The sequence below is a fragment of the Heyndrickxia oleronia genome (assembly GCF_017809215.1).
Taxonomy (GTDB): Bacteria; Bacillota; Bacilli; order Bacillales; family Bacillaceae_C; genus Heyndrickxia; species Heyndrickxia oleronia.
Window position 1 is genome coordinate 1,827,908 of sequence record NZ_CP065424.1, and the last position, 17,634, is coordinate 1,845,541.

The 17,634-nt window shown below is 34.9% G+C and carries 15 protein-coding genes; 13 read left to right on the forward strand and 2 right to left on the reverse strand.

Features of this window, described 5'->3' with window-relative positions; translation table 11 throughout:
- Positions 1 to 5: 5 nt before the first annotated feature.
- Complete coding sequence (locus I5818_RS09130; RefSeq protein ID WP_078109900.1) at positions 6 to 2,297, forward strand: DNA internalization-related competence protein ComEC/Rec2; 2,292 nt, start codon at positions 6 to 8, stop codon at positions 2,295 to 2,297.
- Positions 2,298 to 2,393: 96 nt separating this feature from the next.
- Here the strand turns inward: I5818_RS09130 and I5818_RS09135 are convergent, their stop codons facing one another.
- Positions 2,394 to 2,525, reverse strand: coding sequence for a YqzM family protein (locus I5818_RS09135; protein ID WP_065107191.1), 132 nt, complete (start codon positions 2,523 to 2,525; stop codon positions 2,394 to 2,396).
- A gap of 295 nt (positions 2,526 to 2,820) precedes the next feature.
- Here I5818_RS09135 and holA point away from each other — a divergent pair, with 295 nt between their 5' ends.
- Complete coding sequence (holA, locus tag I5818_RS09140) at positions 2,821 to 3,831, forward strand: DNA polymerase III subunit delta (protein ID WP_078109899.1); 1,011 nt, start codon at positions 2,821 to 2,823, stop codon at positions 3,829 to 3,831.
- 46 nt (positions 3,832 to 3,877) lie between these two features.
- On the opposite strand, the gene rpsT is transcribed toward holA, so the two are convergent.
- Positions 3,878 to 4,141, reverse strand: a complete 264-nt coding sequence (gene rpsT, locus I5818_RS09145) for a 30S ribosomal protein S20 (RefSeq protein ID WP_058002121.1) — start codon at positions 4,139 to 4,141, stop codon at positions 3,878 to 3,880.
- Between the two features lie 269 nt (positions 4,142 to 4,410).
- Between rpsT and gpr the strand changes: the two genes are divergently transcribed.
- The 11 genes from gpr (at position 4,411) to I5818_RS09200 (ending at position 17,631) form a co-directional block, all read left to right on the forward strand.
- Entirely contained in the window at positions 4,411 to 5,532 is a 1,122-nt protein-coding gene (gene gpr / locus I5818_RS09150; protein WP_071976213.1) for a GPR endopeptidase, read from the forward strand.
- Positions 5,533 to 5,640: 108 nt separating this feature from the next.
- A complete protein-coding gene (gene spoIIP / locus I5818_RS09155; RefSeq protein WP_078109898.1) occupies positions 5,641 to 6,849 on the forward strand; it encodes a stage II sporulation protein P in 1,209 nt (402 codons plus the stop codon).
- A 40-nt stretch (positions 6,850 to 6,889) separates the two neighbouring features.
- Positions 6,890 to 7,225 carry a YqxA family protein gene (locus I5818_RS09160; RefSeq protein WP_071976211.1) on the forward strand — a complete coding sequence of 112 codons (336 nt, stop codon included), beginning with the start codon at positions 6,890 to 6,892 and terminating at the stop codon, positions 7,223 to 7,225.
- A gap of 462 nt (positions 7,226 to 7,687) precedes the next feature.
- On the forward strand, positions 7,688 to 9,520 hold the full coding sequence (lepA, locus tag I5818_RS09165) for a translation elongation factor 4 (protein WP_058002125.1): 1,833 nt from the start codon (positions 7,688 to 7,690) through the stop codon (positions 9,518 to 9,520).
- 105 nt (positions 9,521 to 9,625) lie between these two features.
- Positions 9,626 to 10,774 carry a radical SAM family heme chaperone HemW gene (gene hemW / locus I5818_RS09170; RefSeq protein ID WP_078109911.1) on the forward strand — a complete coding sequence of 383 codons (1,149 nt, stop codon included), beginning with the start codon at positions 9,626 to 9,628 and terminating at the stop codon, positions 10,772 to 10,774.
- Between the two features lie 130 nt (positions 10,775 to 10,904).
- Positions 10,905 to 11,933, forward strand: a complete 1,029-nt coding sequence (hrcA, locus tag I5818_RS09175; RefSeq protein WP_071976210.1) for a heat-inducible transcriptional repressor HrcA — start codon at positions 10,905 to 10,907, stop codon at positions 11,931 to 11,933.
- Positions 11,934 to 12,090: 157 nt separating this feature from the next.
- The gene (gene grpE, locus I5818_RS09180; RefSeq protein ID WP_058002127.1) at positions 12,091 to 12,660 is read left to right on the forward strand and encodes a nucleotide exchange factor GrpE; all 570 of its coding nucleotides are present in this window, start codon (positions 12,091 to 12,093) and stop codon (positions 12,658 to 12,660) included.
- Between the two features lie 35 nt (positions 12,661 to 12,695).
- Entirely contained in the window at positions 12,696 to 14,528 is a 1,833-nt protein-coding gene (gene dnaK, locus I5818_RS09185) for a molecular chaperone DnaK (RefSeq protein WP_078109897.1), read from the forward strand.
- A gap of 218 nt (positions 14,529 to 14,746) precedes the next feature.
- Positions 14,747 to 15,874 (forward strand): molecular chaperone DnaJ, encoded by a 1,128-nt coding sequence (gene dnaJ, locus I5818_RS09190; protein WP_071976209.1) that lies wholly within the window; start codon positions 14,747 to 14,749, stop codon positions 15,872 to 15,874.
- Positions 15,875 to 15,931: 57 nt separating this feature from the next.
- Positions 15,932 to 16,870: a 50S ribosomal protein L11 methyltransferase gene (gene prmA / locus I5818_RS09195; protein ID WP_071976208.1), complete on the forward strand. Its 939-nt coding sequence runs from the start codon at positions 15,932 to 15,934 to the stop codon at positions 16,868 to 16,870.
- Positions 16,871 to 16,878: 8 nt separating this feature from the next.
- Entirely contained in the window at positions 16,879 to 17,631 is a 753-nt protein-coding gene (locus tag I5818_RS09200) for a 16S rRNA (uracil(1498)-N(3))-methyltransferase (protein ID WP_078109896.1), read from the forward strand.
- Positions 17,632 to 17,634 lie beyond the last annotated feature (3 nt).

A 17,634-nucleotide genomic window follows, 5' to 3' on the forward strand; every position in this document is an offset into this window, starting at 1 on the left:
AGATTATGAAAGGATATTGGCTTTTTCTAGCGGGTACAGCCCTCTGTGGAAGTTCACTCTTTTTAGGGGTTCATTGGGGGCTAATCATTGTTTTTCATTGCATTTGGTTACGGATTGTATTATTAAAAAAGAGAAAATTAATTATCCTATCCGTCGGGATATATGTTATTTTTGCACTTTATGGATTATGGGCCAATGAGCAAAGGCAAGTGACAAAGATTTCACCTACACAAACCTCCTTTTTCATTCAACTTAATGAACCCCCTCATATTAACGGAAATCAGTTTAAATCAATGGCAAAAACCAATCAAAAAGAAAATATCGTATTGAATTATAAAATAGGTACAGAAGTCGAAAAGAAGCGGTTAATGGAAAATATGTATAGTGGAATCATTTGTAAAGTAGAAGGTGAGTTACAAAAGCCTGAATCTAATAGAAATGAAAATTTATTTAATTATCGTCTTTATTTATATAGACAAAATGTACATTGGATATTAAAAGTTACATCCATTACTAGCTGTGAAGAATCAAGTAAAGGGTTCATTCAATGGGTCTTACGTGCTCGGGAAAATGGTTTAAAAAGAGTGGATAATTTATTTTCTCCAAATACGATTCCTTATGCTAAAGCCCTTTTGTTTGGTGATAGTAGTAGCTTTTCAGAAGAAATTTACTCCTTATATCAACGTTTAGGGATTGTTCACCTATTAGCTATTTCAGGTTTACATGTTGGTGTCATATCCTCTGGGATATTTTATATACTTATTCGACTAGGTTGTCCTCGGGAAATGGCGAGCTGGATTTTATTAATCATTCTACCCACCTATGCCATAATAACAGGTATTCATCCTCCAGTTGTACGTGCTGTTATTATGTCCATGCTCATTATAGGTACTATCCGAAAGAACTCACCTATTTCTTCGACAGATGCACTTTCAATATGTTTTATTTTATTTTTACTGAAAGATCCATTTATCATATTTCATATTGGATTTCAATTATCCTTTACTGTAAGTTTATGTATTCTGCTCGCTTCAAGATCCCTTCTTCTTCGCTACAGAAGTTTTTTTACCAATTTAATGTTGGTATCTTTCATCTCACAAATTTCTGCTTTACCGATTCTTTCTTTTCACTTTTTTGAAATATCATTGACCAGCATTTTTAGTAACATTATCTATGTTCCTTTATATACCTTTATAGTATTACCATTATTTTTTCTTACTTTTGTAAGTAGTTATATCGATTTTACTGTTTTTCATTTCATTGAGAACGCATCACATATCGTCGTATCTATTTCCGAAGGTTTTGGCAGTCTGCTGGATTTTAAATATGGAGTTTTAGTTACAGGGAAACCGGGTATGTTCTTCTTATGTATATTCATTGTTGTCAGTCAATTGGTCTTGTTTCTTCTTGAAAGGAGACGTTCAATTACTTATTCAATTTTTCCCCTTTTCATGATAATCCTCATTTTTAAGATCTCGCAATTTTATGATCCAACAGGAGAAGTGACATTTATTGATGTCGGTCAAGGTGATAGTATATTAATTCGTCTTCCTTTTCATCGAGGAACATATTTAATTGATACAGGGGGAGAAGTGAGCTTTCCTCAAGAGGAATGGGCGGTAAGAAAAAAACCATTTACGGTTGGAAAAGATATTATTTTACCGTATTTAAAGAGTAAAGGGATAACTAAAATAGATAAATTAATATTGACGCATAGTGATTCAGATCATATTGGAGCTGCTGAAGAGCTGTTAGAGAGGTTAACTGTACATGAAATACTTCTATCCCCAAATTCATGGGAAAAGCCTATGATGTTAAAAACAGTACAAATGGCATTAAGTAAAAACATATCCATTAAGGTAGTAAAGGCTGGATTTAAGTGGAAAAATCAATCTGGATATTTTCGGATCATTTTTCCGTTTGATAATCATTATGAAGGGAATAATGATTCTTTAGTTCTTTATGCGGAATTTGGGGGTCTTAGCTGGCTTTTTACGGGGGATTTGGAAGCTAAAGGAGAAAAAGAATTATTAGAAAATGAGCGTCTAAAAGTCGATGTTTTAAAAATAGGACATCATGGAAGTAAAGGGTCAAGCACAGAGGTATTTCTTCAAAAGTTAAATCCAACCTATGCCATTATTTCTGCTGGGAAAAATAATCGCTATCGCCATCCTCACAAGGAAGTTCTTGAGAGATTAACGGAAAATCATATTAAAATATTCCGTACAGATTTACAAGGTGCGATACAGTATAATTTTTTACAAAATAATGGAACCTTTCTAACCTTTTCACCATAGTATAAAGTAGTTTATCCAATCAAAAAACGTTTAAGTGTGAGAAAAATGAAGAGAGTTTGCAGAAGCAAACTCTCTCATAAATTCATGTTTTTTAAATTAGCCTACAAATTTGATAATAGTGGCAATGATGAACATCACAGCAAAAAGTGCGAATGAAACACCAAATCCAACTCCTGAATCGATTGCATCGTTACGTTTTGATTGTACATTTTTTTCAAATTGATTCACAACGACCCCTCCTATTTCAACTTTAGTATAGACTATTTGCTTAAAAAAATCTATATAACAAATCCCTATACTGACAAGAGTTTACACAAATACTTTTCAAAGACACGGTGAGAATAAAAATAAATAAAAGTCTACCGTTAATAAAAAAGTATCCTAGGCCTTTTTTATTAACGTTAACTATAGATTTGGGGGTTATCCTTCCATATTTAAAAGGTTAATCCCCTTTAAAATGCTTGTCAAAATCCTAATCCTTTTTTACGATAGAAGTATAACTCCTTTAGAAAGAAGGATTCGAATGATTGACCTATGGAAAAAGATTGAACAAAAGGTTTTTTCTCCATTATATCTATTATATGGAATAGAAAGCTATTTAATCAATGAAACAAAGCAAAAATTAGTGAATAATATGTTAACGGAAGAAGAAATGGATTTTAATTTGTCCACTTATGATTTGGAAGAGGTACCTATAGAAGTGGCATTAGAGGATGCTGAGACATTTCCTTTTATGGGTGAAAAAAGACTGGTTATATTACAAAACGCTATTTTCTTAACTTCTGAAAAAGGAAAACAAAAAGTGGAACATAATCTTTTAAAATTAGAAGAATACATACAAAATCCACCTGATTATACTATTTTAGTATTCATTGCTCCCTATGAAAAATTGGATGAACGGAAGAAAATAACAAAATTAATAAAAAAGAATGCATCTGTTTTTGAAGCTAAAAAATTAAAAGATGCGGAGTTAAAATCTTGGGTAATTGGGAAGGTTAAGCTGAATGGTGTCACGATCGATGAAGATGCAGCGGAATTACTTATAACTTTGTCAGGAACAAACCTAATGATGCTTTCTAGTGAAATAGATAAACTTTCTCTTTTTATTGGGGAAAATAATAAGATTGATAAAGCAACAGTTGAACGTTTAGCTTCTCGGACACTTGAACAAAATATATTTAGCCTTGTAGATAAAGTGGTTCATCGAAATATAAGTGATGCGTTAAGGATTTATTATGATTTGTTAAAGCAAAATGAGGAGCCAATCAAAATTCTATCCATTTTAGCCAACCAATTTAGACTTGTTTATCAAACAAAAGAGCTATCAAGGAGAGGGTATGGTCAGCAGCAAATAGCTTCACATTTAAAAGTCCATCCCTTTCGAATTAAATTGGCTGCAGGACAAGCACAGCTTTTTTCAGAAGAAGAGCTGAAAAGAATCATGCATTTATTAGCTAAATGTGATTATCAAATGAAAACTAGCTCTTTAGATAAAGTGATGATTATAGAGATGTTCCTATTTCAATTGAAATAAAATTACCGAATAAAAAAACGATCCTTAATTGGATCGTTTTTTCTTATTAAGCATTAGCTGTGTTTAATTTTTTCATTAAACGTGCTTTTTGTCTATCCGCAGTGTTTTTATGGATAAGACCTTTTGATGCTGCTTTATCAAGTTGACTTACAGCAGTAGCTAATAGGTCTTTTGCGTTTTCATCTTTATTGACAACTGCAGCTTCGAATTTCTTCACAGCAGTACGCATAGTTGATTTCATAGCAGAGTTGTGTGCGTTACTTTCAGTGCTAGTTTTTACGCGTTTGATGGCAGATTTGATGTTTGGCATTTCTTTCACCTCCTACGAGTAATGAAAATTCAATCACTCGACTTTCACAATCCTTAACAATAAGAACAAGTGATATTTTATCAAACGAACCTTGATTATGCAATACTTAGCCTAGAAAAAGAAATAGAAAAAGGGCTTTTCTAGTAATTTTAAGATGTACTATTCTGTAAATCATCGTTAATAGGAATGAATCTATCTAAATTAGGTAAAAATATAAAATATGAAAAAAATCCTAATATGTTTGTGTCTACATAAGGAGGAACATATTGATGAAGAATCGAGATGAAATAGATTTAAGCTTGTATTCCGTGAGAACAGACTTAGCTTTAGAAGCGAAAGACATGGCTGTAGAAGAACGCTTAAAAAGTCAAGAAAAGGAAACGGAAATCGAAGGAGTAATGATAAAGGACCGACAAGTTGGAGATATAAAAATTTCAACTGTACAAATAACCAAACAAGGTGAACAAGCGATAGGTAAAAAAGCTGGAAATTATTTGACTTTAGAAGTTCAGGGTATCCGTCAACAAGATTCTGATTTACAAAAAGAAGTAGAGGAAGTGTTTGCGCATGAGTTTAGTCAATTTCTTCAAGCCTCGAAAATTCCAAAGGATGCCAGTTGTTTAATTGTCGGCTTAGGAAATTGGAATGTAACACCGGATGCCCTTGGTCCACTTGTTTGTGAGAATGTGATTGTCACAAGACATCTATTTAATTTGCAACCTGAAAATGTTGAAGAGGGCTATCGCTCTGTAAGTGCTCTTGCGCCAGGGGTAATGGGGTTAACGGGTATTGAAACTAGCGATATTATTTTCGGGGTTGCGGAAAAGTCTAAACCTGATTTTATTATTGCCATTGATGCCCTTGCCTCCCGTTCGATTGAACGCGTCAATTCAACGATACAAATATCAGATACTGGCATACATCCAGGGTCTGGGGTAGGGAATAAAAGAAAAGAACTTAGCAAAGAAACGCTAGGGGTGCCAGTGATTGCAATTGGTGTACCTACTGTTGTTGATGCTGTTTCAATTACTAGTGATGCAATAGACTATTTATTAAAGCATTTTGGAAGGGAAATGAGAGAGGGAAATCGTCCTTCGCGTTCATTGGCGCCCTCAGGTATGACATTTGGTGAAAAACGAGAATTGACAGAAGAGGATATGCCTGGAGAACAACACCGGAAAATGTTTATGGGGATGATCGGGACGCTTGATGATAACGAGAAACGAACATTAATTCATGAAGTGTTGGCGCCTCTTGGTCATAATTTAATGGTTACACCGAAGGAAGTTGATGTATTTATTGAAGATATGGCCAATTTAATCGCTAATGGTTTAAATTCTGCATTACATACATCTGTTAACCAAGAAAATGTTGGTTATAAAACAAGATAGGAGAATCGTCTCGTTTTTGTAAGATAAGTCATTTCATTCTGCTAAATTGTTCTACTTTTTCTAGTAAAAACATACATTACTATAAAAATTGCTAGAAAGGGTGGAACGATGAAATCATATAAAAATCGTAGCTATATCGTTACGTTGAACATTTCTAGTGTAATTAAGGCGGGAGTTATCTTTTTTCTAGCATTAGTTTTAATGTTCTCTATTTCAGGATTACTTACAGCTTTAAAACCAGGATATCGGGTAAATTCAAATTTAATTCATCAAGCAACGAAGCATTTATCGAGTAAAGTACTTTTTCATTTTCTGGCAACAGATACACAGATGATTAAAGCAGGAATGCAAGATACAGAAGAGTTTCCAAGCTTGGGAAACACGATCATAAATATGGCAACAAATATTAGCTTTAAAGATCCGAGAAGTTTTATCGGACGTGAACTACCAGGTTTTGCTTTTTTTGATAGTGAAATTCTTGTTGCTGGAGAAGGGACAGATTTTACGAATTTACCGATAGAGTCTGTTCCTTCTGATAAGATCTTTCATGCAAAGGAAGATCCTAATTTAAAGGAAGTACCAAATGAATCTCAGCAGAAGAAAGAGAATGATACAAAACACAATCCAGCATCTTCCGATCTAGAAAAAAAGACTGTTTATATCTATTTTACACATACACGAGAATCATTTCTTCCATATTTAGATGGTATAACAGATCCAAACGCAGCTCAACATTCAAAGATTAACGTTACGAATGTAGGTATGAAGCTAAAAGAGCAATTAGAAGACCGAGGCATAGGGACTATTGTGGACAAAACCGATGTACAAACTCTATTAATTCAAAAGGGTTGGAAATACCCCCAATCTTATCAGGAATCTCGTGAAGTGATTCAAACTGCAATGAACAAAAATCGGGACCTGAACTATTTAATCGATATTCATCGAGATTCACGTCGTAAAAAAGATACCACGATCACGATTAATGGACAATCCTACGCCAAGATTGCATTTGTTATTGGAGGAAATAACCCGAACTATGAAAAGAATGCAAAGCTAGCTAAGCAGTTAGATAAATTATTACAAGAAAAGTATAAAGGTCTTTCAAGAGGAGTTTTAAAGAAGGAAGGTTCTTTAACAAATGGAAAGTTCAACCAAGATCTTTCATCAAATGCAATATTAATCGAAGTAGGTGGAGTTGATAATACATTTGAAGAAATGTATCGAACAACTGCCGCTTTAGCAGATGTTTTTAGTGAATATTATTGGCAAGCTGAACAGGTAGATGGAAATCAATCCAATCCACCTAGTAAACAATAACCTAAGTATTGATATTAGCTAATAAAGGGATGATTTAAAAATGAAGCGTTTTATGCTGAAATGCCTTTTGATCTGTAGTGCATTATTCATTGGTGTCTTAATGGGAATGCAAAAAGCCAATGAAGGAATGAGGGAAATGAAAGGTTACCAAGAGGAAGGATTAAAAGCACCGATCACAGTGAAAGAAGTTGAGAATGGCGAGATTGAAGCATCGGTACTTGGAAAGAATGTAACCTCGCATGATTTAGAGGCTAAAAAGGAGAAGTTGAAAGAAATCAAAGCGTTTAATTTTTTCTCATCCCTGGGAAGGACTATGGCTAATATGATATCTAGTATTACAGAGAAAATAATCAATTTTTTCTCTTCTATCTTATAAAAATGCTAATTTCGTATACTTGGTTGTTTTTTATGAAAGCACAACTTCCAACATTTACATTCAATAAAGTCCCATGAAATCAAGGGTTGATTGCTAGTTTATCAATAACCTTAAAAGTAAGAAAATTTTTGAAAAGACTGATAAAGATGAGGTTGTCTGAAAAGGTTCTGATATGATTCAGATACCACTATTCAGACAGCCTCTTTTAATAATACAGTTTTCAATATTCATTTTGTCCTGCATTAACTAGCTCCACCGCCTCATCCTTCGACATGTGTGTCTTCGATAGCGGAGGTGAAATTCGCCCTTCAAAACTTACTCTTTAGTACATAAATGATCGAGAAACTTTGCGCTTATTTTTATTTAAATTCTTTCATCTAGTTTAATTTCAATTGAATCTTGCAAATCCTGCTGATATAATCAAAAATAGTTTACATGTGGCGTTTAACAGGAGTGAAAAAAATGAATAATGAAGATAGACTGAAAAGACAGGAAAGGATTCGCAACTTTTCTATTATTGCCCATATTGATCATGGGAAATCAACTTTAGCAGATCGAATTTTAGAAAAAACAAATGCTCTTACTTCAAGAGAAATGAAAGCACAATTACTCGATTCAATGGATTTGGAACGTGAACGAGGAATTACCATAAAATTAAATGCTGTGCAATTAAAATATAAAGCGAAGGATGGAAATGATTATATTCTTCACTTGATTGATACTCCAGGACATGTCGATTTTACCTATGAAGTCTCAAGGAGTTTAGCAGCTTGTGAAGGTGCCATTCTTGTTGTTGATGCTGCCCAAGGGATTGAAGCACAAACCCTTGCCAATGTTTATCTTGCTTTGGATAATGATTTGGAAATTTTGCCAGTAATAAACAAAATTGACTTACCAGCAGCAGATCCAGAACGTGTACGACAGGAAGTTGAAGATGTGATTGGATTAGATGCATCTGAAGCTGTTCTAGCTTCTGCAAAAGCGGGTATAGGTATCGAAGAAATCTTAGAACAAATTGTTGAAAAGGTACCTGCCCCAACAGGTGATCCTGCAGCACCATTAAAAGCATTAATATTTGATTCTTTATATGATGCATATCGGGGAGTAGTCGCATATATTCGTGTTGTAGAAGGAACGGTAAAAGTTGGCGACAAAATTAAAATGATGGCAACTGGTAAGGAGTTTGAAGTTACTGAAATAGGGGTATATGCGCCTAAGCCAGTTGCATGTGATGAACTAACAGTAGGTGATGTAGGATTTTTAACCGCTTCGATTAAGAATGTAGGAGATACGCGAGTAGGGGATACGATTACAAGTGCTATCAATCCAGCTAATGAGGCGTTACCAGGATATAGGAAGTTAAATCCTATGGTATATTGCGGATTATACCCTATTGATTCAGCAAAATTCAATGATCTTCGTGAAGCACTCGAAAAACTTGAATTAAATGACTCCTCCCTCCAGTTTGAACCAGAAACATCACAAGCGCTTGGTTTTGGTTTCCGATGTGGTTTTTTGGGACTCTTGCATATGGAAATTATTCAAGAGCGGATTGAGCGGGAATTTAAAATTGACTTAATTACTACCGCACCGAGTGTAATATACAATGTGTTATTAACTGATGGTACAGAAGTAAATGTGGACAATCCGTCGAATATGCCAGATCCACAAAAAATTGATAAGGTTGAAGAGCCATATGTACGAGCTTCCATCATGGTTCCAAATGAATATGTTGGGGCTGTTATGGAGTTATCTCAAGCAAAACGTGGAACATTTATTGATATGAAATATTTGGATGATATTAGGGTCAATGTAATATATGAAATACCTCTTTCTGAAATTGTTTATGACTTCTTTGATCAATTGAAATCAAGTACGAAGGGGTATGCTTCTTTTGATTACGAGTTAATTGGCTATAAGCCGTCGAAATTAGTCAAGATGGATATTCTTTTAAATTCTGAAAAAGTAGATGCACTAAGCTTTATTGTGCATCGTGATTTTGCTTACGAGCGTGGAAAGATCATTGTAGAGAAATTAAAGGAAATTATTCCACGTCAGCAATTTGAGGTTCCTGTTCAAGCAGCTATCGGACAAAAAATTGTTGCACGATCAACCATTAAAGCGATGAGGAAAAATGTCTTAGCAAAATGCTATGGAGGAGACATTTCTCGGAAGCGAAAACTACTTGAAAAACAAAAAGAAGGTAAAAAACGGATGAAGCAAGTAGGATCAGTTGAGGTTCCTCAAGAGGCGTTTATGGCGGTTCTGAAAATGGATGATACAAGTACAAAATAATGAGAAAAAGGGAGTAAGCTTGATGTTTATCATGCGATCACTCCCTCTTTTTGTATGACTGGAAGAGACTGAATTTATTATTTATAGGAAACATTTAAATTGGAGATGATTTTAAAATTGGTGAAGTCAGCTTATATTCATATCCCATTTTGTGAGCATATTTGCTACTATTGTGATTTTAATAAGGTTTTCTTAAAAGGACAGCCAGTAGATGAGTATATAGATCAGTTATTACATGAAATGGAATTAACAATATCAAGAAATGCAACAGAACAATTAGAAACTATCTTTGTTGGAGGTGGAACTCCAACGGTTTTAAACGAAAGTCAGCTTGACAAACTATGTAAAGGAATTCGAAATATACTACCATACAACAGCGAGGGAGAATTTACTTTTGAAGCCAACCCAGGTGATCTTTCAAGGGAAAAGTTAAATATTTTGAAGGATTATGATGTCAATCGCCTTAGTTTCGGTGTTCAATCTTTTAATGATGAATTACTAAAAAAAATTGGTAGAGCACATACAGAAAAAGATGTCTACACGACAATCGAGAGATCGCACCAAGCAGGTTTTGAAAATATAAGCATTGACTTAATTTATAGCTTACCTCAGCAAACTGAAAAAGATTTTATCGATACTTTAAGTAAAGCATTGAATCTAAATTTACCACATTATTCTAGTTACTCGTTAATTGTAGAACCTAAAACGGTTTTTTATAATTTAATGCAAAAGGGGAAACTTCATCTTCCATCTGTAGAGTTGGAGGCTAATATGTATAGTGTATTAATTGATTCAATGGAAAAGCACGGGTATCACCAATATGAAATTAGTAACTTCTCAAAAGAAAATTATGAAAGTAAGCATAATCTAGTGTATTGGAATAACGAAGAATATTTTGGGTTTGGCGCAGGAGCCCATGGCTATGTTAATGGTGTACGACAATCAAACATAGGTCCAATAAAAAAATATATCGAAAAGCTTCAAGCAGGGCATTTGCCAATTTTAGAGTCGAACGTTTTAACGAAAAATGAAATGATGGAAGAGCAGATGTTTTTAGGGTTAAGAAAAAACGATGGGGTTAATATAGAGCAATTTAACCAAAAATTTAAAGTGAATATGCTCGACGTCTTTAAAGAGCCAATTGAACAAATGACTCATAAACAACTATTACAAATAAGTGAAGGATCGGTTCAACTGACTAGAGAAGGAAGATTTTTAGGGAATGAGGTTTTCCAGGCATTTTTAGGTCTATAAATAAATATTAAAAGGGTTAAAATAGAAGGAAGGTAAAGGGGTAAAAATATTGACATAGAGGTATAGTTTTGATAATTTATTATTAGAATTAGCACTCGGATTGTATGAGTGCTAACAGAGGTGATGAAAGTTGTTAACAGATCGTCAGCTTCTTATATTACGAGTAATTACTGATGACTTTATTCGATCTGCACAACCTGTCGGCTCAAGAACACTTTCTAAAAAAAATGAAATTTCCTTTAGCTCTGCTACTATTCGTAATGAAATGGCAGATTTAGAAGAAATGGGCTATTTAGAAAAAACCCACACATCTTCTGGAAGAATACCTTCAGAAAAAGGATACAGATATTATGTTGACCATATTATAGCTCCACAAAAGCTAGATGCTGGGGAAATATCGCGTATTCATTCTATTTTTGCAGAAAGAATTTATGAGCTCGAAAAACTTGTGCAAAAGTCGGCAAAAATTCTTTCAGAGTTAACCAATTATACAGCTATTTTATTAGGACCTAAGGTTAAAATAACAAAGCTGAAAAAACTGCAAATTGTTCCTTTGAACAATGAAACGGCCATTGCAATCATGATAACTGATACTGGCCATGTCGAAAACCGAATGTTCACAATACCTTCAGGCTTTAATCTTATGGATTTAGAAAAGATGGTTAATATTTTAAATGAGAAATTAACCGATGTTCCAATCTCTGAATTAAAAAGTAAGATATATAAAGAGGTAGCTGAACTACTTAAGCGACATATTCAAAATTATGATTCTATCCTTAATGCATTGTCAGACACAATTAGTGTGAAGGAACAGGAGAAACTTTTCTTTGGTGGAAAGGCGAATATATTTAATCAGCCAGAATTTCAAGATATACAAAAAATCCATTCTTTAATGGACATGATTGAAAGAGAAAATGGTTTTTATGAAATTGTTAAGCAAATACCACATGGGATACATGTGAAGATTGGAAAAGAAAATGAGCGGTCGGAAATGGAAAACTGTAGTTTAATTACAGCAACCTATTCGATAGGAAATGATCCAGTTGGAACTATAGCGATACTCGGACCTACAAGAATGGAATATTCCAGGGTCATTAGTTTATTAGATTTTTTGAGTACGGATATGTCAAAAGCATTAACAAATTTGTTTCACAGCTAAATCTAGGTGAACAATTGCAAATGACATAACAACTGGAAATTAGTCATACGCGCTGGTTTCTAGTCTTTTTTTGTGAATATAACCATCTTTACAAATATGCGCCTAGGTATAGGTTAACCAGGGCGCCTATCATTTTTCTTTAAGGGAGGTGAAAACAATGGCAGAAGAGAAAAATCAAGAAATGACTGAGGAAACGGTTGAAACAATTTTTGAAGAAGAGACTGAAGTGAATTCTTCTGAACAAATTGAAACAAAAGAAAAAGAAGAATCCGATGCTAATGATGCAATAGAGGAACTTCAGAAAAAACTTGATGAATCTGAAAACCGTTATCTGCGTTTACGTGCTGACTTTGATAACTTCCGTAGAAGAGTTCAAATCGACCGTGAGGCGAATGAAAAATATAAGGCTCAAAGCTTAGTTACAAATTTATTACCGGCCATTGATAATTTCGAAAGAGCTATGCAAATAACACCTGAGGATGAACAAGCAAAACAGTTGATGCAAGGTGTAGAAATGGTATATCGAAATATTATTGATGCCTTGAAACAAGAAGGTGTTGAGGTAATAGAGGCTGTAGGTAAAGAGTTTGACCCTAATTTTCATCAAGCTATTATGCAAGGTGAAGATGAAAACTTCGATTCTAACATTGTCATCGAAGAATTTCAAAAAGGTTATATATTGAAGGATCGAGTTATTCGTCCTTCTATGGTAAAGGTAAACCAATAAATTTTTTTACATATGATAGTAGGAGGTAAATTAACATGAGCAAAATTATCGGTATTGACTTAGGAACAACCAACTCATGTGTCGCTGTTCTTGAAGGTGGAGAACCAAAGGTCATTCCAAATCCAGAAGGAAATCGTACTACTCCATCTGTAGTGTCATTTAAAAATGGTGAGCGTCAAGTAGGGGAAGTGGCTAAGCGTCAAGCAATCACTAACCCTAATACCATTATTTCTGTTAAGCGTCATATGGGAACAAACCATAAAGAGGTTATTGAAGATAAAGAGTATACTCCTCAGGAAGTTTCAGCAATGATCCTTCAATATTTAAAATCATATGCAGAAGAATATCTAGGAGAGACTGTTGATAAAGCAGTTATTACTGTTCCAGCTTATTTTAATGATGCTGAACGTCAAGCAACTAAAGATGCAGGGAAAATTGCTGGATTAGAAGTTGAACGTATTATTAACGAGCCAACTGCTGCAGCACTTGCGTATGGTTTAGATAAAATGGATCAAGATCAAACCATTCTCGTTTATGACTTAGGCGGTGGAACATTTGATGTATCTATTCTTGAGCTAGGAGACGGAGTATTCGAAGTTCGTGCAACTGCAGGTGACAATAAGCTTGGTGGAGACGATTTCGACCAAGTAATTATGGATTATTTAGTTGCTGAATTTAAAAAAGAAAATGGTATTGATCTTTCTAAAGATAAAATGGCTATGCAACGTTTAAAAGATGCAGCAGAAAAAGCGAAGAAAGACTTATCTGGTGTAACTTCTACACAAATTTCATTACCATTTATTACAGCTGGTGAAGCAGGACCTTTACACTTAGAAGTGAACCTAACTCGTGCTAAATTTGATGAAATTTCTGCAGACCTTGTTGAAAGAACAATGGGTCCTACAAGACGTGCTATGCAGGATGCAGGATTATCACCAAGTGAAATTGATAAAGTTATCCTAGTTGGTGGCTCTACACGTATTCCAGCTGTACAAGAAGCTATTCGTAAAGAAACTGGTAAGGATCCACATAAAGGAGTAAATCCTGATGAAGTTGTTGCAATGGGGGCTGCTATCCAAGGTGGAGTTCTTACTGGGGATGTTAAAGATGTTGTACTACTAGACGTAACACCACTTTCATTAGGGATTGAAACAATGGGAGCTGTGTTTACGAAACTAATTGATCGTAATACGACAATCCCAACATCTAAATCACAAGTGTTCTCAACAGCTGCAGATAATCAAACTGCCGTAGATATCCATGTTCTTCAAGGTGAACGTCCAATGGCTGCAGATAATAAAACATTAGGCCGTTTCCAATTATCTGATATTCCGCCAGCACCACGTGGAATTCCACAAATCGAGGTAACATTTGACATTGATAAAAATGGTATCGTTAATGTAAGTGCTAAGGATTTAGGTACTGGTAAACAACAAAATATTACGATTAAATCATCTTCAGGATTATCAGATGAAGAAATCGATCGTATGGTAAAAGAAGCTGAGGAAAATGCTGAAGCAGATAAACAACGTAAAGAAGAAGTAGAATTACGTAATGAAGCAGATCAGCTTGTATTTACAACTGAAAAAACGTTAAAAGATCTTGAAGGTAAAGTAGAAGAAGCAGAAGTGAAAAAGGCTGAGGAAGCAAAAGATGCATTAAAAGCGGCTATTGAGAAAAATGACTTAACTGAAATCCGTGAAAAGAAAGATGCGCTCCAAGAAATTGTACAAAATCTATCAATGAAATTGTATGAAGAAGCAGCAAAACAAGCACAAGCACAGCAAAATGCTGCTGGAGGCCAAGAAGGAAATAATAACGATGATGTGGTCGACGCAGAATTTGAAGAAGTAAAAGATGATAAATAAAAAATAGTCTCCACATATACATGTTCAAAAAGTCAAAGTCAGGTCATTCTTGGCTTTGGCTTTTTGTTTTAAACTAGAGCTCTTATGTTTAGTGAATCGAAGTAAAAAAGCTCCATAAGACTTTGGGGTTATCTGATATTTACTGTTCTTTTTATTGATTGTTCCCAACGTCAATGTTAAAATAACCTTTATGCGAAAGGATTCGGGAGTGTGTTTGAATGAGTAAAAGGGATTATTACGAAGTATTAGGATTAGAAAAAAATGCCTCAAAAGAAGAGATAAAAAAGGCTTATCGAAAATTATCTAAAAAATATCATCCAGATATTAATAAAGAAGCTGGAGCGGACGAAAAATTTAAAGAAGTAAAAGAAGCCTATGAAGTTTTGTCAGATGACCAAAAACGTGACCAATATGATCGATTTGGACATACTGATCCAAACCAAGGATTTGGTGGATTTGGTAATGGTGACTTTGGTGGGTTTGGAGGCTTTGAGGATATATTTAGTACCTTCTTTGGTGGTGGATCTTCAAGACGTCGTGATCCAAATGCACCAAGACAAGGTGCAGACCTTCAATACACAATGAGCTTGGAATTTGAAGAAGCGGTATTTGGGAAAGAAACGGTTATTGAAATACCTCGTGAAGAGAACTGTGATACATGTCATGGTACTGGAGCAAAGCCTGGTACGAAACCAGAAACTTGTTCTCACTGTCATGGATCAGGCCAATTAAATACAGAACAAAATACACCATTTGGCAAAATTGTAAATCGTCGAGTATGTAACTATTGTAATGGTACAGGTAAGATGATTAAAGATAAATGTAAGACATGTGGTGGTACAGGAAAAGTAAAGAAACGTCGAAAAATCAATGTAAAGATTCCTGCAGGAGTTGATGATGGTCAACAATTAAGAGTTTCAGGTCAAGGTGAACCTGGTATAAACGGTGGTCCTGCTGGAGATCTTTATGTCGTTTTCCATGTGAAAGAACATGAATTCTTTGAACGTGATGGTGACGATATATATTGCGAGGTTCCTCTTACTTTCTCTCAGGCTGCGTTGGGGGATGAGATTGAAGTTCCAACGCTACACGGAAAAGTTAAGTTAAAGGTCCCTTCTGGTACACAAACAGGTACGAAATTCCGCCTCCGTGGAAAAGGTGTTCCAAATGTTAGAGGTTATGGTGTTGGAGATCAGCACATTCATGTTAAGGTCGTTACACCGACGAAGTTAACAGAAAAACAAAAGCAATTATTACGTGAGTTTTCAGAAATTAGTGGTACTATTCCAGATGAACATAATGAATCGTTTTTTGACAAAATGAAAAGAGCATTTAAAGGGGAATAATTCCTCGAGTGATTAATTATTTTCGAATGCAATAAATAAAAGATGGAGTTGGTAGAAGTGAAATGGTCTGAAATTATGATCCATACGACAAATGAAGCAATTGAACCGATCTCAAATATTTTACATGAGGCAGGTGCTAGTGGGGTAGTAATCGAAGACCCATTTGATCTTATTAAAGAGAGGGAAGATCAGTTTGGTGAAATCTACCAACTCAACCCAGATGATTATCCTGAAGAAGGCGTAATTATCAAAGCGTATATAGCAGTGAATAGCTTTTTAGGTGAAACGATTGAAGAAATTAAGCAATCGATAAACAACTTGACTGAACTAAATATTGATATCGGTCATAATGATGTTTCTATTAGTGAAGTCAATGAAGAAGAATGGGCAACTGCTTGGAAAAAATATTATAATCCAGTGAAAATATCTGAAAAGTTTACGATTGTTCCTACTTGGGAGGAATACGAACCAGTATCAAGTGATGAGCTCATTATTGAATTAGATCCTGGAATGGCCTTTGGAACGGGGACACACCCTACAACAGTTATGTGCATTCAAGCATTAGAAAGAACAGTGAAACAGGCTGATTCTGTCATTGATGTTGGCACAGGTTCAGGTGTTTTAAGTATTGCTGCTGCTATGCTGGGAGCAGGAAAAGTAACGGCACTTGATTTAGATGAAGTGGCAGTACAATCAGCTAGGTTAAACGTAAAGCTAAATAAAGTACAGTCAGTGGTTACTGTTTCCAAAAATGACCTCCTTCAGGGAATGGATGGACAAGTGGATGTTGTTGTTTCAAATATACTAGCTGAAGTGATTATGAGTTTTACAGATGACGTGGCAAAAGCAGTTAAAATGGGCGGATATTTTATTGCTTCAGGCATCATTCAGCAGAAAAAAGATCAAGTAAAGGATGCGATGATAGCTTCAGGCTTTACCATTGAAGAAACGATTATAATGGAAGACTGGGTTGCTTTTATTGCAAAACGTGGGTGATCAAGGAGATGCAACGTTATTTCATCGACAAGAACTATGATGGAGAAAATCAATTTCACTTGGAAGGTGATGCTTATCACCATATTTCACATGTTATGAGAATGAAAGTGAATGATGAATTTTTTATTGTTTTTTCAGAAGGTAAATCAGGGGTTGCTAAAATAGTTGATATTACCAATGAGGAAATTATCGCAAATGTAGTAAAATGGGAAGATGAAAATAAGGAAATGCCTGTAAAAGTAACAATTGCGAGCGGACTGCCTAAAGGGGATAAATTAGAATTAATTATTCAAAAAGGAACAGAGCTCGGAGCTTTTCAATTTGTCCCTTTTATAGCGGATCGCTCCATTGTTAAATGGGAGCCTAAAAAGGAAAAGAAAAAGCTTGAACGATGGCAAAGAATTGCATTAGAGGCAGCGGAACAAGCCCATCGACAATATATACCTAAAGTTACTGCTCCGCTATCGTTTAAAAAACTACTTGAATACAGCCAACCATTCGATCATAAATTAGTTGCATTTGAAGAGAGTGCAAAATTGGGGGAAACCTCTAATTTTGTAAAACAATTAAATGAGTTTAATGCTGGCGAGACAGTACTCATCGTATTTGGACCTGAAGGTGGTCTAACGAATGATGAAGTGAAACAAATGGAAGAATCGGGATTTTGTATTTGTGGATTAGGTCCAAGAATATTACGAACTGAAACAGCTCCTTTATATGCATTATCCGCAATTTCTTACCAATTAGAATTAATGAGGTGATTG